Annotated in this window: 17 protein-coding genes; 10 read left to right on the forward strand and 7 right to left on the reverse strand. The window is 64.3% G+C overall.

Translation table 11 applies throughout. From position 1 onward, the window contains the following. Position 1 precedes the first annotated feature (1 nt). The 4 genes from IG178_RS06605 to IG178_RS25405 all read right to left on the reverse strand — a co-directional run bounded on the left by IG178_RS06605 (position 2) and on the right by IG178_RS25405 (position 2,224). On the reverse strand, positions 2–358 hold the full coding sequence (locus IG178_RS06605) for a hypothetical protein (protein ID WP_343225938.1): 357 nt from the start codon (positions 356–358) through the stop codon (positions 2–4). Between the two features lie 48 nt (positions 359–406). Then, positions 407–1,174 carry a hypothetical protein gene (locus IG178_RS06610; RefSeq protein ID WP_193211735.1) on the reverse strand — a complete coding sequence of 256 codons (768 nt, stop codon included), beginning with the start codon at positions 1,172–1,174 and terminating at the stop codon, positions 407–409. Positions 1,175–1,195: 21 nt separating this feature from the next. After that, the gene (locus IG178_RS06615; protein WP_193211736.1) at positions 1,196–1,990 is read right to left on the reverse strand and encodes a DUF1194 domain-containing protein; all 795 of its coding nucleotides are present in this window, start codon (positions 1,988–1,990) and stop codon (positions 1,196–1,198) included. Between the two features lie 93 nt (positions 1,991–2,083). After that, on the reverse strand, positions 2,084–2,224 hold the full coding sequence (locus tag IG178_RS25405) for a hypothetical protein (RefSeq protein WP_226895011.1): 141 nt from the start codon (positions 2,222–2,224) through the stop codon (positions 2,084–2,086). A gap of 94 nt (positions 2,225–2,318) precedes the next feature. Between IG178_RS25405 and IG178_RS06620 the strand changes: the two genes are divergently transcribed. Beyond that, positions 2,319–2,792, forward strand: a complete 474-nt coding sequence (locus IG178_RS06620; RefSeq protein ID WP_193211737.1) for a hypothetical protein — start codon at positions 2,319–2,321, stop codon at positions 2,790–2,792. 6 nt (positions 2,793–2,798) lie between these two features. Here IG178_RS06620 and lpxD read toward each other — a convergent pair whose 3' ends face one another. Together lpxD and IG178_RS06630 are read right to left on the reverse strand one after the other, a co-directional pair. Beyond that, positions 2,799–3,827, reverse strand: a complete 1,029-nt coding sequence (gene lpxD, locus IG178_RS06625; RefSeq protein WP_193211738.1) for a UDP-3-O-(3-hydroxymyristoyl)glucosamine N-acyltransferase — start codon at positions 3,825–3,827, stop codon at positions 2,799–2,801. A gap of 22 nt (positions 3,828–3,849) precedes the next feature. Further along, on the reverse strand, positions 3,850–4,479 hold the full coding sequence (locus IG178_RS06630; protein ID WP_193211739.1) for an OmpH/Skp family outer membrane protein: 630 nt from the start codon (positions 4,477–4,479) through the stop codon (positions 3,850–3,852). Positions 4,480–4,593: 114 nt separating this feature from the next. Here IG178_RS06630 and panC point away from each other — a divergent pair, with 114 nt between their 5' ends. Then, the gene (gene panC / locus IG178_RS06635; protein ID WP_193211740.1) at positions 4,594–5,439 is read left to right on the forward strand and encodes a pantoate--beta-alanine ligase; all 846 of its coding nucleotides are present in this window, start codon (positions 4,594–4,596) and stop codon (positions 5,437–5,439) included. Positions 5,440–5,451: 12 nt separating this feature from the next. On the opposite strand, the gene IG178_RS06640 is transcribed toward panC, so the two are convergent. Next, positions 5,452–5,694, reverse strand: coding sequence for a hypothetical protein (locus IG178_RS06640; protein ID WP_193211741.1), 243 nt, complete (start codon positions 5,692–5,694; stop codon positions 5,452–5,454). Between the two features lie 199 nt (positions 5,695–5,893). Between IG178_RS06640 and nadB the strand changes: the two genes are divergently transcribed. From nadB to IG178_RS06680, 8 genes are all read left to right on the forward strand, one after another. After that, positions 5,894–7,507, forward strand: coding sequence for an L-aspartate oxidase (gene nadB / locus IG178_RS06645; RefSeq protein WP_193211742.1), 1,614 nt, complete (start codon positions 5,894–5,896; stop codon positions 7,505–7,507). 71 nt (positions 7,508–7,578) lie between these two features. Continuing rightward, a complete protein-coding gene (locus tag IG178_RS06650) occupies positions 7,579–8,457 on the forward strand; it encodes a hypothetical protein (RefSeq protein WP_226895012.1) in 879 nt (292 codons plus the stop codon). A 55-nt stretch (positions 8,458–8,512) separates the two neighbouring features. Beyond that, positions 8,513–10,852: an alkaline phosphatase D family protein gene (locus IG178_RS26150; protein WP_193211743.1), complete on the forward strand. Its 2,340-nt coding sequence runs from the start codon at positions 8,513–8,515 to the stop codon at positions 10,850–10,852. 143 nt (positions 10,853–10,995) lie between these two features. Continuing rightward, on the forward strand, positions 10,996–11,955 hold the full coding sequence (tal, locus tag IG178_RS06660) for a transaldolase (RefSeq protein ID WP_193211744.1): 960 nt from the start codon (positions 10,996–10,998) through the stop codon (positions 11,953–11,955). A gap of 97 nt (positions 11,956–12,052) precedes the next feature. Then, positions 12,053–12,280 (forward strand): AbrB/MazE/SpoVT family DNA-binding domain-containing protein, encoded by a 228-nt coding sequence (locus IG178_RS06665; protein ID WP_193211745.1) that lies wholly within the window; start codon positions 12,053–12,055, stop codon positions 12,278–12,280. Beyond that, entirely contained in the window at positions 12,277–12,678 is a 402-nt protein-coding gene (locus IG178_RS06670) for a type II toxin-antitoxin system death-on-curing family toxin (protein WP_343225939.1), read from the forward strand. Before IG178_RS06665 ends, IG178_RS06670 begins: the two co-directional genes overlap by 4 nt. Then, on the forward strand, positions 12,675–13,916 hold the full coding sequence (locus IG178_RS06675; RefSeq protein ID WP_193211746.1) for a thymidine phosphorylase: 1,242 nt from the start codon (positions 12,675–12,677) through the stop codon (positions 13,914–13,916). The genes IG178_RS06670 and IG178_RS06675 overlap by 4 nt, the downstream gene beginning before the upstream one ends. Next, positions 13,913–14,719, forward strand: a complete 807-nt coding sequence (locus IG178_RS06680; RefSeq protein ID WP_193211747.1) for a hypothetical protein — start codon at positions 13,913–13,915, stop codon at positions 14,717–14,719. The genes IG178_RS06675 and IG178_RS06680 overlap by 4 nt, the downstream gene beginning before the upstream one ends. The last annotated feature ends 2 nt before the right edge of the window (positions 14,720–14,721 follow it).

Genomic DNA, 14,721 nt, shown 5'->3' on the forward strand with positions numbered 1-14,721 from the left:
CTTACTCGTCGCGGCTGATGATCTTCCCACCGCGATCCTTCACGGCCGCCATCAACGGAATGTTCGGATCCACGAACTCCGCGGAGTAGCCTTTGGCGTAGGAGAAGAGATGTTTGTGCAGGTATTCCTCAAACTGCGCCCGCTCCTCCTTCTTCAGGCGATACCAGATGGCGATGTTCAGGGTCCTGCTGACCTTCATCATCATGGCGAGCGTCAGACGCCGCCCGTTGCGGGCACGCTGGACCTGCTTGTGGGTCAGCTGCTCCGGCGACGCATCCACGAGATCGTGGTTGCTCAGTCCCCAGGCGTCCATCAGCCCGGCCAGGGGCTGGATTCCATGCTCGCGTTCTTCGTTCACGGGCCGGATGTAGCAGGCTATCGCCCGAGGGAAACCGGAAATCGGCAATTACTCCGCGAACGCGGCCTGTTCGTTTCCGGAGGCAAGCCCCGGAAGTTGCCCGGGCGTGATCTTCGGCTTCACCAATTGAGGCACCTCCCGGGGCATCTCCTCCGCCGGCGGTGACGCAATCCGCTGGATCACCTCCGGGGAAGTGTGGGCGATCAACTTGGCACCGAAACACAAGGATCCGAAACAGGCCAGCGAGCAGGCGCTCGCCAAACCAAGGTTCCAGCCCAGCATCACCCAGCGCTTTGGCAGGACAACCCGCAGCAGCAGCACGCCGCCCACCGTGATGAAACCGCAGATCAGCGCCACCGCGGGAATCAGCCGTTCGATCCGGTCGGGGATGAACTCCCCGAACAGACGGCCCGCGCTGGCAATGGTGCCGGCGGATCCCAACAGCAGGATCGCCAGCCAGATGAATGACAAGCGGGGCTTCGCCAGGTTCAATTGGCCGCCACGGTTCGAGCGCTGGAGCAAGTCCTGGACGGTCTTGACGCCGAGGCAAGTGGTCAGGCGACGGGCTTCAAAGGATTTCGCCTTCGCCCGCCGCTGGCGGTTGCGCGAAGCCACCTGCTGCATGCGGATCCTTGCGTAGGCGGCCAGGGCTTCCTGCCTCCGGCCTCCACTGACAGCCAGGGCATTCGCCCAGGCGGCCGGCTCAAGTTCATTCTTCAGGATTTCCTGTCCCACCTGTTCGGCAATCTCCGGGTCGATTGCCCGGCTGGTCGGCGCAGGCCGTTTGGCTGGAAGAGTGACGGCGAAGAGTCTCATGGCCGTAATTCCACGGGAAACTCACCGGCTGCGATGGCGGCGAATCAACAGGATCGAGAGCCCAGAAATCAAACCGATGACCGGCGACGGCTCGGGCACCGAGGTGAGAGAGTCGGAAGCCGCCGCCGCCACCCCACCCGACAGCTGGCCGGAAAGTAGTGCCGGCAGCGCCGTGTCGATCGCCGACGAGGTGCTGGATGCCGCGAGGCCACCGACATCTCCCCCGATCACGTTGGCAGCAAAATAGGCCTCCACGTCGGTGCTCTTGTTGCCGAGCGCGATTGCATTGATCACATCCACCCCGGATGCCAAAGCCGCGTCCCGGGCGGCGGTGACCTCGGCGGTGGTCTTCGCCTTGGGCTCGGTTGCCACCACCAGTTCGATCATCTGTGAAACACTCTGGAAACCGTTGTCGCTGGCACCGGTCTCGCTTCCGAAATAAAGCGCAGCCGCTTCCAGCGCCGGGGCCAGCGCCGAGTTGCCACCGGATGAGGGGATGCTCACACCGCGGATCAAGTCGGCGAACTGCTGTGCATCGGTCGAATTCCCGATCATCATCCAGGGAATCCCCACCGTTTGGGTGGAGGAGTCGCCGTAGAACATCAACGACACCGCGATGCGGCCGTAGGCGCCCGACTGGATGGAATTCATGACATCGCCGCTGCTCATCGCGTCGGCCAGACCTCCGATGACACTGCTCATTTCCCCGGGATTGAAACCGGGCGAAGTGACATCAACCAAAAGGATCAATTCGCTGTCGACGGGTTCCGGAGCAGTTTGCGCCTGCAGTCCCGCCGTGAGGATGCCGAATGACATCGCACAGAGGAGACTCAGTTGGGAACGCAAACCGCGAAGTGGGAGAATCGCAGTTTTCATGTGTTATTGGGTGGGCAGCAGGGACATAAAAACTTAAGCTTGCTTAACCGTCAAGATTTTTAAAAACTTCGGCATGCTTAATCCTAAAGATGCTTCACGGAGCCCGCTCTCCTCGCGCATCGCCTTGTCGCTTGCATTGTTGCTGGCCGGGATTTTCGGGCTGATTGCGGCCATTCTCTTACCCTCCCCCACTCTAAAAAAAGAAAAGCCGGCCGCACGAACCGCTCCCGCAGCCCCCCATGGCAATCCGTCACCGGGCTTGGCGCGGGTGCCAGAGGGAGACGTTCCCGCCCCCTCCACCGACGAACTCGTCCAGTTCTGCTCCCGGCATGTCAGCGAGGACCGCAGCTTCGTGCTGTTCCGCCGAGGCACCTGTGTCGTGGTCTCCGAGCCCTGCACCGACCCCTTGGCGGAGGCCCGCAAGATGCTGTCGAACTGCGCCGAGGATGACGCGAGGTTCGTTCCCGAACCGACGATCGAGGGCGACCTGATCATCACCTTCAAGGAGCCGGTTTTCCATCGCTTCACCCATAGCGAACTGGATGTGCTGCGGCCATGGCTCGACCAGATCGCGCCGGCTCTGCTCAGTCCGGCCGAAAGCGTGGCGGCCGGGGACCGCTGGGCCCCCCATCAGAACGCCAAGGCGGGATTGCTGGCCCGCCGCCGGATGCTGGAAGACGCCACCAATGCGGTGCCGGTGAAAATCATCCGCGCCAAGAGCCGGGCGACTGCCGCCCGCTGAGCCGGATCATTTTCCGGTTTGCTTTTCCAGCGACTTCACCCGCTCCACCAGCTTCGGCAGCTGTCGGATCAAGGCCCGGGAGCGCTGTTCTTCCATGAAGGGCCGGGCCGGGAAACCGCCGTAGGTTTGGCCGCCTTCGAGATCGGTGGTCGCGCCGGCACGACCGGCGAGCACCGCCTTGTCGCCGATCTTCACATGACCACCGATTCCCGCCTGGGCGGCGACGACGACGTAGCTGCCGGTGCGCGAACTTCCAGCCAGGCCCGACTGCGAAACCAGCAGGCAGTGCTTGCCAAGCTGAACGTTGTGGGCAACCTGCACCAGATTGTCGATCTTGGTCCCCTCGCCGATCACGGTCCGGCCGAAGCGGGCCCGGTCGATCGTGGTGTTGGCTCCGATCTCGACGTCGTCCTGGATCTCGACGATCCCGACTTGATCGACCTTGACGTGGCGACCTTCCACGACCTCGTAGCCGTAGCCGTCGGAACCGATGACCGCTCCGGGCTGGATGATCACCCGATCACCGAGGATGCAGCGCTCGCGCACGGTGACATTGGCATGAAGAAGGCAATCCTTGCCGACCGCCACATCCTCTCCCACCACGCTATTCGGACCGACCTCGCTGCCTTCGCCGATCACGGCTCCGGCCATGATGACGGCTCCGGCGTGAATCCGCACCTTGGTAGCATCGAGGCTTGCCGCTTCATCGACGATGGCACGGGGATGAATCCCCGGCTGGAAAGTCCGGGCGGTCGCGGCGACGAAGAGCTTCACCGCCAGGCCGAAGGCGAACGACGGATTGTCGGCCGCGATCAAGGCGACGCCCTCCGGGCCTTCGGCGACCCCGCGCGGGACGATCACCGCCCCCGCCCGCGTGGTCAGGAACTGGGACCGGTACTTCTCGTTGCCGAGGAACGACAGCTCGGCACTCCCCGCCTCATCGAGAGCGGCGATGCCTTCCACCAAAAAATCGAGCTCGCCGCGGACGATGTCACCATCGACCAAGCGGGCGAGCTCGGAAAGCGTCAAGGCCACGGGCAGGACGGCTGGACTGGGATCACTCGCCGCCTTCAGCGGGAGCCGGGGCTTCTTCGGAAGGAGCCTCTTCCGCCGGGGCGTCCTTGTTCAGCTCCTTGAGCAGCCCGTCGGTGATGTCGGTCGCGTCCTTGGTGTAGAGGAAGAAGGGCACCTGCGAGGTGCTGAGGCCGGACTTGTCGAAGACGTAGTCGTAGTCTTCCTTCTGGGCCTTTTCCTCCACCAGCTTGCGGATTTCGTCGAGGATGCCCTTCATCCGGGCCACCATCTTCTCGTTGAGCGATTGGTTGCGGCGCTGGAGGAACTCGCGGCGTTCACGATCGAGGGCGATCCCCTCCTGCTGCTTGATGTTCCACTCGTTGAAGACGCTCTGCTTCTTGGAATCGGAAATCGACGGATCCTCCAGCTGCTTGCGCATGTTCTGGAGATCGGTGTCCAGCTCGCGGATGCGGCCCAGGCGGTCGTTGTTGTCCTTCTGGATCCGTGCGCGCTCGACGTTGATCTCTTTCTGCGCCTCGTTCGTCCGGTGGTATTCCTTGAAAAGCTGCTGCATGTCGACAGTGGCGATCTTGAGCTTGCCCTCTTGCGCCGAGGCGGACCCGAGCAGGGCAACGGCGGCGAGGACTGCGGAAATTCGGCGAATGATGGTCATGAATGAGTGGGGTTCCCGGCGGGATTGGAGCGGAGGTTGAACCGAATTCCCGGCAGCGTCAACGCCCCATCCCGGCCTTGCCGAAGGGCCCTCCGCCAACGATCTTCCGGCGCCATGCGGACCGCAGACACCCCGGAAAAACTTCGCTTGCAGGTCGCCGATCTGCCGCGCCCCTTGATCCTCGTGCCGACCATGGGTGCCCTCCACCAAGGCCATCTCGCCCTGATCCGGAAGGCCCGTGAGATCGCCGGATCCACGGGCAGCGTGGCGGTCTCGATCTTCGTGAACCCGATCCAGTTCGACCGCCCCGCCGACCTGGCCGCTTACCCCCGTCCGCTCGCCGACGACCTCGCCCAATGCCAGGCCGCCGGGGTCGATCTCGCCTTCGTCCCGGCGAGCGGCTCCATGTATTATCCGGACCGTTCCGTCACGGTGACCGAAACCCTGCTTTCCAAGCACCTCTGCGGGGCCACCCGGCCGGGGCACTTCGACGGGGTTTGCACCGTCGTGCTGAAGCTGTTCAACCTGTTCCAACCCGAGGCGGCGGTTTTCGGGGAAAAGGACTTCCAGCAGCTCGCCATCCTGCGCCGCATGACCCGCGACCTCGACGTGCCGGTTGAAGTCGTCGGCCTCCCGACCGTCCGCGAACCGGACGGCCTCGCGATGTCCTCGCGCAACGTCCGGCTCACCGCGGAGCATCGCGCCGACGCCCCGCGGATCCAGCGCGCGCTTCAAGGGGTGCTATCGCTTCTCCGCTGCGGCGAAAGGAGCGGCGACCTCTTCCTGGCCCGCGCCCGCAAGCACCTCGAGGAATCGCCGTTCCTCAGGATCGACTACCTCGAACTCGTTGATGCCGAAACCTTGCAACCGGTCGGCCGGATCCAGCGCCCGGCGGTGCTTGCGACCGCGGTTTTCTACGGCGATGTCCGGCTGATCGACCATGTGACGCTGTGCCCCTAGCAAGGCATCCCGTCACTCGCCCCGTTTTCTCCGGCGCATTTCCTTCATCAGATCGTGCTGGCGTCCCATGTTGTAGAGGTAGCTTGTCCGATCCGCATCGGTGTAGATGATTTCAAGACTTCCGAGTTTACGCAAAACTAGGACTGTCAGGAAAAAGGACACGTTCCCCACGATGGTTCCCCAGAAAAGGAATCCCCCCACGACGGGCCACCACTCCTCGGACCCGAAGAAAATCGCACCGCCAAACGAGCTCATGATCAGAAACGAGCCGAGCGCGAACGACCGCCGGACTGTTCGGTAGGAAAGCGTTTTCAGCGGGCTGAGCGTGGATGTGCGGATTAACCCTGTCGAGGGGCATCGCGGGGCTCCGAGCCAGAGTTCAACGGACCAATGCCCCCTCCCTGACGGTTTTTGGCCTTTTCGTCACCTTCAGGCCGGGCATCCTGCCGCCCCCATGACGTCAGACTTCCTGGTGATCGGGTCAGGCATTGCCGGCCTCTCCTTTGCCATCCGTGCCGCCAGGCACGGGTCGGTGGTGGTGCTGACCAAGGGAGCCGCGATCGACTCCAACACCGCCTGGGCGCAGGGCGGGCTCGCCTCGGTTTTGCCCGAGGGTCTGCGCGATGAAGGCGACAGCGTCGAGCTTCACATCGCCGACACCCTCGATGCCGGCGCGGGCCTCTGCAAGGAGGACGTGGTGCGAACCATCGTCACCGAAGGTGCCGCCACCGTGGACGACCTGCTGGGCTACGGGGTCGATTTCGACAAGGAGGGCGACCATTTCGCCTTGGGGAAGGAAGGCGGCCACTCGAAGCGCCGGATCCTTCATGCCCGCGACACCACCGGCCGGGAAATCGCCGAGTCCTTGATCGAGGTGGCGCGCCGCACGCCCAACCTCACCCTGTTGGAGAATCACTTCAGCATCGACCTGATCACCACCGGCAAGCTCGGCAGCGTGACCGAGGACCGGGTGCTGGGCGCCTACGTCCTGGAGAAGGAGTCCGGCGAGGTGAAGATCTTCCGCTCCGACCGGGTGCTGCTGGCGACCGGCGGCTGCGGCAAGGTTTACCTCTATACCACCAATCCGGATTCCTCCACCGGCGACGGCGTCGCGATGGCCTGGCGGGCTGGGGCCAGCGTGGCGAACATGGAGTTCATCCAGTTCCACCCCACCTGCTTCTACAACCCCGCGGCCACCGGCCCGGAGGCGCGATCCTTCCTCGTCAGCGAGGCGGTGCGGGGCGAGGGCGGAATCCTCATCAACTCCCGCGGCGAGGACTTCACCCGCAAGGTCGACCCCCGCGGCTCGCTCGCCCCGCGCGACATCGTCGCCCGCGCCATCGACCGCGAAATCAAGCGGACTGGCGCGGCATGCGTCTATCTCGACGTGACCCACAAGCCTGCCGGGTTCATGAGAGAGCGCTTTCCGTTCATTTATGAAAAGCTCCGCAGCTATGGCCTCGACTGCGAGAAGCAGCCGATTCCGGTGGTTCCGGCGGCCCACTATCAATGTGGCGGAGTCCTCACCGACGTGAATGGCAAGACCACCATCCGCGGGCTGTATGCGATCGGCGAGGTGGCCAGCACGGGACTCCACGGCGCCAACCGGCTGGCGTCGAATTCCCTCCTCGAAGGAAATGTCACCGCCCGCCGGGCGCTCGACGACATCCTCCACCACTATCAGGTGCAGCGCCACGCCGACGAAGCCCCGGACATCCCGGAGTGGCACCATGGCGACGTCACCGCCCCGGACGAGCTGGTGGTGATTTACCACAACTGGGATGAATTGCGGCGGTTGATGTGGGACTATGTGTCGATCGTCCGCACCGACAACCGCCTGCGCCGGGCCGCCACTCGCCTGCGGAACCTCAAGAAGGAGGTCCGCGAGTTCTACTGGGGCCACCGCGTCACCGCCGATATTCTGGAGTTGCGCAACCTCGTGGCAGTCGCTTCCCTCGTCGTCGATTGCGCCATCCGGCGCCGCGAATCGAGGGGCTTGCATCATACGCTAGACTACCGCGGCACCGACGAGCGGTTCCTGAGGGAAACCGTGCTCAGGCGGTTCTAATCCAACGCGACACGATGGGAAGATCGACCACCACCACAACAATCCCAGGCACCGGGCCATCCTCCCGCGGCTTGTTTCTGGCGGCGCTTGTTTTTCCCCTCTTCGGCACCCAGCTCTTCGGCCAGGCGGCAACGACCCGGACCAATCTCCCGCGCGTGGTGATCCCGACCTCGAACCGGCCGACGGCCCCGGTGCGCCCGGTCAACCCGGCCAACGGGATGCTCTACCCGTGGCGCCAGAACATCACCGCCACGGTGTTCTGGATCGGTGAGCAGCCGACCCAGAACAACCCGACCCCCAACGACAAATCGTCGTGGGACCAGGCATGGAAGCAGAACTTTGGCGGTTACGACGATCCGGATCCATCCGCCCGGATCGCCGACCACCGCACCGGCGAGTTCCGTCCGAAGGGATTCACCCCCCGGCTCAACCCGTTTTACATCGCGCTGCCCTACAACGACGTCGCCGGTTGGTCGCGCCACAAACCCGAGGCGTCGAAGGTCATCCCGTGGTTCTCCAGGGTCGCCCCCAAGCCGGGCAAGACCGTGCTGAAAGGCCGCTGGGTCCAGATCTACAACGGCAAGCGCAGCTGCTACGCACAGTGGGAGGATTGCGGGCCGTGGGAGACCGACGACTGGCAGTATGTCTTCCAGGGCAAGCAGCCCCGCAACCGCTCCAACAAGAGCGCGGCGATCGACATTTCCCCGGCGATCCGCGACTACCTCGACCTCCAGTCCGGGGAGAAATGCCACTGGCGCTTCGTCGAAGCCGCCCAGGTTCCCTACGGCCCGTGGAAGAAATACGGCCAGCAAACGCCCGGCAACAACGCCCCGGTCGGCCCTGGCGGGCAGGACCCGGAAGCACAACGGCGCTACCTCGAATACCTGCGCAAACTCCGGGACGAGCAGTACTTGAAGAAGTCCAAGTACGACATGGAGAACGGCCGTTGACCGGGGCCCCACTCCGCGATTGCCCTGCGGCGGTGCCCGCCCCTAGTTTGACGGGGTGATTTGCCGCTTCCTCCTCCCCCTGCTGTTGCTCGCCGGTCCGGTCCTGGCGCAAGGCTCTTTCATTCCCGACATCGCGGCCAACGTTCGCCGCCCCTGGACCGGCAAGGACTTCTGGGCGAATCCCGCCGAGGATTGGCACGTTTCGAAGGGCCGCTTCGAGAATTCCTTTTCCGGCGGAAACCGGAACATTGTCCTGCTGACCGCGGAGCTGGGCAAGGATGCCGCGCCGTTCACCGTCAGGGCACAGGTCGAACAGATTTCGTTCGAGTTGTTCGGCGAGGGTTTCGTCGGATTCCAATGCGGCCTCCGCGGCGCCAGCGACGACTACCGGGAGGCGGCGATCAGCGGCACCGGCTTCGCCGCCGGCATCGATTTCACGGGCCGGCCGTTCATCGGTGGCACCAAGGCGGAGGATGCACCGCTCCCGCTGCCACTGCGCGGCGTGGTGCTGGAACTCAAGGGCGAAGCCGCCGGTGAGTTCCAATACAAACTGAGCCTGCTGGTGCAGGATGGTGCGGGCAAGATCCTCAAAACGGTGACCACCACCGCTGACGCCAGCTGGCTTCCGGGGCTCGTTTCGCTGACGGCCTCCACGCGTCCGGGATCCACGGCGGACCTGTCCATGGCCCGTCCCCCACGCGTGGCCGCGCCCTCCCAGGAACGCAAAGGCGAGGGCCGTTTCGCGTTCAGCAAACTGGAACTCGCGGGTACCAAGGTGATCCGGCATCCCGAGCGGGCCTTCGGTCCGATCCTCTGGACGACCTACACCCTGGACAACAGCGGCACCCTCTGCCTCCTCGCCCAGGCAGCCCCGTTCGCCACCAGCGAACGGATCGAAGCCCAGTTGATCCTGCCCGGCCGCGACCCCCAGTTCGCAACCCTCGATCCGACATCCCGCACCGCCCGTTTCCGGGTCCTGCGCATGGATCCGTCGAAAGACCTGTCCTACGAGGTGACCATGCTGGGAGATTCCTACAAGGGAACCATCCGCGCCGCACCGACCGGCCGCGCCCTGAAGGTCGTCTCGATGTCCTGCAATGATGCCACGGGCTTTCCGCACCAGGACCTCGTTGCCAACGTCAGCGCCCAGAAACCCGACCTCCTCACCTTCCACGGGGACCAGATCTACGAAGGGGTCGGCGGTTACGGGCTCGTCTACGACCACCGGCCGGGCGACCGCGCCGTGATCTCCTACCTGCGCAAGTACTTCATGCACGGCTGGACCTGGCGGGAGCTCCTGCGCGACACGCCCTCGATCACGATTCCCGACGACCACGACGTTTTCCATGGCAACCTCTGGGGAGTCGGCGGCGAACAGGCCGACATTACGAAAGGCTACGGCAACTTCGCCCAGGACTCCGGCGGCTACAAGATGTCGCCGGAATTCGTCAACGTCGTGCACCGCACCCAGACCGGGAACCTGCCGGATCCCGCCGACCCCTCGCCCTGCCGCAGCGGCATCAGCGTGTATTTCACCCGTCACGCCTACGGTCCACTGGACTTCATTATCCTCGCCGACCGGCAGTTCAAATCCGCCCCGAAGGACCTCCTGCCGGATGCCAGGATCGAGAACGGATGGCCGGCCAACCCCCAGTGGGACGCGAAAACCACCCCGGATCCCGCGGACTGCCAGCTGCTCGGCGTCCGTCAGGAAGCCTATCTCACACGCTGGTCGAATTCCCCGGCCAAAGACACGACCTTCCGCATCGCCATCTCACAAAGCCCTTTCTGTGCTCCCCAGACCCTGCCGAAGAACATGGTCTCGGACGCCGAGGTCCCGGACCTTCCAGTTTACAAGGAGGGGGAGTATGCGCCGGATGATGAACCGAAACCCGACTATGATACCAACGGCTGGCCCCACGATGCGCGCATGCGGGCGGTCGAGCTCCTGGCCAAGGCCCACGCCGTCCACCTCACCGGGGACCAGCATCTCGGCAGCACCGGGCAGTACGGATTGAAATCCTGGGGCGACGGCCCGTGGTGGATCAGCTCGCCGGCCACTGCCAATCTCTGGCCGCGCCGCTGGATGCCCTCGACCGACGGCAAGAACCGCCGCCCGGGCGCCCCGAAGTGGACCGGCGACTACGAGGATGCTTTCGGCAACCACATCACGCTGCACGCCGTGGCCAATCCCCGTAAAACCGGGCGAGAACCCGCCAGATTGTTCGATCGCGCCGTCGGCTACAGCGTCACCGTCTGGGACCCTTCCACCGGTCAAGTTCGTTTGGAAAACTGGCCATATTGGGCCTCGCCCGACAAGGATGCTCCCGACAACACGCCTTACCCCGGCTGGCCCGTCACGATCGAACCCGCGAGTGGCAAACGGGTGGATTGACTCCTTCAGGCAGAGGGAAATGAGCGGCATTTTTGCCGGTCATGAGCGGCGCTTGACGATTTCGCCGCATTGGTATGTTTCTCCCGCCCGCTGAATTTTTCGCCTCGCCACGCGGCCCAATCCCGCCTACCCCGCCCCCAACCATGAGCGCCACGCAACTCGACCAACTGAAGCAGTTCACCACCGTCGTCGCCGATACCGGCGACTTCGAATCGATGAAGGCCTACAAGCCGCAGGACGCGACCACCAACCCGTCGCTCATCCTCCAGGCCGCCGCCAAGCCGGAATACAAGCACCTCGTCGACCAGGCGATCACCGAGCACAAGGGCTCCAGCCTCACCGGCCAGGCTTTGATCGACTCCGTCCTCGACCGCATCCTGATCATCTTCGGCCTGGAGATCCTCAAGATCGTTCCCGGCCGCGTGTCGACCGAAGTCGATGCCCGCCTCTCCTTCGACACCGAAGGCACCGTCGCCAAGGCCCACCAGCTGATCGCCGCCTACGAAAAGGAGGGCATCTCCCGCGACCGCGTCCTGATCAAGATCGCCTCCACCTGGGAAGGCATCAAGGCCGCGGAGCAGCTCGAGAAGGAAGGCATCCACTGCAACCTCACCCTGCTGTTCTCCTTCGCCCAAGCCGTGGCCTGCGCCGAAGCCGGCGTCCAGCTGATCTCGCCCTTCGTCGGCCGCATCCTCGATTGGTACAAGGCCTCCACCGGCGAGAACTACGAGGGCGACGCGGATCCCGGCGTGATCTCGGTGAAGCAGATCTACACCTACTACAAGAAGTTCGGCTACAAGACCGAGGTGATGGGCGCTTCCTTCCGCAACACCGGGGAGATCCTTTCGCTCGCCGGTTGCGATCTTCTCACCATCAGCCCCGGCTTGCTCGGCCAGCTGCAGGACTCGACCGAGGCCGTCGAGCGCCGCCTGTCCCCCGAGGACTCCGCCGGCGCCGACATCGAGAAGGTCAGCTTCGACGAGAAGTCCTTCCGCCTCGCGTTCAACGAGGACGCCATGGCCACCGAAAAGACCGCTCAGGGCATCCGCGGATTCGCCGCCGACATCGTCAAGCTGGAGAAGCTCGTCGCCGAGCTGCTCTGAACCGGAGGACGTCTTTCCAAGCCCGCACGTCGCTCACGGCGTGCGGGCTTTCTTGTTTCCGGATCGACAAGTAGAACATCCGTTATAACGTCCTGCCATGACCGCGAAACTGAAGATCACCGCCATCGGCAATTCCGCCGGGGTCATCCTGCCCAAGGAAGTGCTCGAGAAGTTGCGGGTGGAAAAGGGCGACACCTTGTTTCTGACGGAAACACCGAACGGCATCGAGCTGTCCGCCCACGACGATGAAGTTGAGCTCCAGATGGAGATCGCGGAAAAGATCATGCGTGAGAACCGCAACCTTCTCCGCAAGCTCGCACAGTGAGCCGGAAACCACCGGTATGGCTGCAGCTTGAGTTCATCCGCAGGATGCACGCTCGCCAGCTCGCTGAGCATGGAGGAAGGACGGGAGTCCGCGACGAGGACCTGCTGCGGTCGGCGTTGAACCGGCCCCTCGACAAGTGGGATTACACTGAGCCGAAACCGGATCTCTGCGAGCTCGCCGCTGCCTATGCGTTCGCCCTTGCGAAAAACCACCCGTTCTTTGATGGCAACAAGCGCACCGCGGCCGTGGCGTGCGAAACCTTTCTGGTTCGCAATGGCTTGCTTCCGACTGCAAGCGAAGAAGAAAAGTACCCCTTTTACCTCGGCCTCGCCTCCGGCGAAATCGACGAATCCAGCTTTGCCAACTGGCTCCGCGGCCACACGGCTCCCCTTTCATGAAACTCCACGTCCCCACCCTCATCTCCCGCAAGCGTGAGGGAGAAGCTCTCGATCCCGCCGAGATCCGCCTGTTGGTCGACGGTTACACCTCCGGCGAAATCCCCGACTACCAGATGTCCGCCTTTGCGATGGCGGTCTATTTCAAGGGCATGAATGCCGTGGAGACGGCCGCCCTGACGCGCGCGATGCTGGAAAGCGGCGACGTCTTCGAACATCCGGCCGGACATCCGCCGGTGGTCGACAAGCACTCGACCGGCGGCATCGGCGACAAGGTTTCGTTGATCCTGGCCCCCTTGGTCGCCTGCACCGGCGTCTGGGTGCCGATGGTCTCCGGCCGCGGCCTCGGCATCACCGGCGGCACCCTCGACAAGCTCGAATCGATCCCCGGGTTCAAGGTCGGCATCTCCCTCGCCGAGGCAGGGACGATGCTGGAAAAGATCGGCGTGGTAATGATGGGCCAGACCGACCGCTTCTGCCCGGCCGACAAGAAACTCTATGCCCTCCGCGACGTCACCGGCACGGTGCCGTCGATCCCGCTGATCACCGCGTCGATCATGTCCAAGAAGCTCGCCGAGTCGCTCGACAAGCTGGTTCTCGACGTGAAGTTCGGCAGCGGCGCCTTCATGAAGACCGAGGCCGATGCACGCGTGCTGGCCGACTCGATGATCGCCGTGGGCAAGGAGATGGGTGTCGAGGTGCACGCCATCCTCAACCCGATGGCCGAACCGCTGGGTCGCGCCGTCGGCAATTCCCTTGAAGTCGTCGAGTCGCTGGATTGCCTCGAGGGCGGCGGCCCCGCGGACCTCCGTCAACTGGTCCTCGATCTCGCGGAGAAGATCAGCCCGGTTCCGCGCGTGGAACTCGAGGGCATGCTCGACGACGGCCGGGCCCGCCGGAAGTTCGACGAACTGGTATCCGCCCACGGCTGCAATCCCGCTGACCTGCCGCGACTCGGAGACATCCACCGCGCCCCCCTGATTCGCGAATTCCCCGCTCCCGACACCGGCACGGTGGTCAAGGTGGACGCCGGGATCGTCGGCCAGGCGGCCCTCCAGCTCGGCGCCGGCCGGGCCCGCGCGAACGATGGTGTCGACCATGCCGTCGGCTTCGACCAACTGGTCAAATGCGGCGAGCCGATCCACCAGGGCCACCCGCTTTGCCGTATCCATGCGCGCACCGTGGTCGACTTCGAAATCGCGGAAGCCATGCTCGGGCAAGCCATCGTCATCGAACCATGAGCCGCAAGCCCCATCCCGCCGTCCGCCTGGTCGGAGGCCTCGTCATCCTCATTCCCATCGGCCTGATCGTCTGGAAGCTCACCGGGCCCGGCAAGCAACCGGATTACCCGCGTTGGGAAAAAGAACAGAAGCGGATGGAGGCGGCCGTGAAGAAGTTCGAGACCCGCCAGGCGGAAGACGCGGACATCCAGCTTGTCCGCAAGCTGCTCGCCGAGGACCTCGACGACCGCGACTTCTCGTTCGCCACCGTCGCCGGGGCCTGCTCGGGCAGGAACGTCATCCCCCTCGACGGCCGCGAGAGCCACCGCCGGGTGGTCGCGGCCGTCAACGCGGCCCTCGACCGCGCCATGGCCGACCTCGGGGCCGAAGGTTCCCCCGTCCGCTCGCTCCGCCGCATCAACGAGGTGTCCCGCTACTTTGAGGACGCCTTGCACCGGAGTCTCGATGCCGAACCCGACCTCGCTTGCGATATCCCTCACAACAAGCGGGGCGAAGCCCAGCGCAGCGGCTACCCCGACTTGCGGATCGTCCACCAGCCGACCGGCGACGTCTTCTACCTCGACCCCAAGCTCGTCCAGGACGACTCGTGGAAGAGCACCCTGCGCTCCTTCTACTTCGCCCCGAAGGACGAGACGCTCAAGATCACCGACGACGCGGTCCACCTCCTCGCCGGCATCGGCCACGATGGCAACGATGGCGCCTGGAAGTTCACCGGCCACAAGCTGGTCGATCTCTCGAAGCTCCGCGTCCGCCTGAAAGCCGAGTTCCAGGCGTCCAACGCGGACGTCTATCCCGCCGATTGACG

The sequence above is a fragment of the Neoluteolibacter marinus genome (assembly GCF_014904755.1).
GTDB lineage: Bacteria > Verrucomicrobiota > Verrucomicrobiia > Verrucomicrobiales > Akkermansiaceae > Haloferula > Haloferula marina.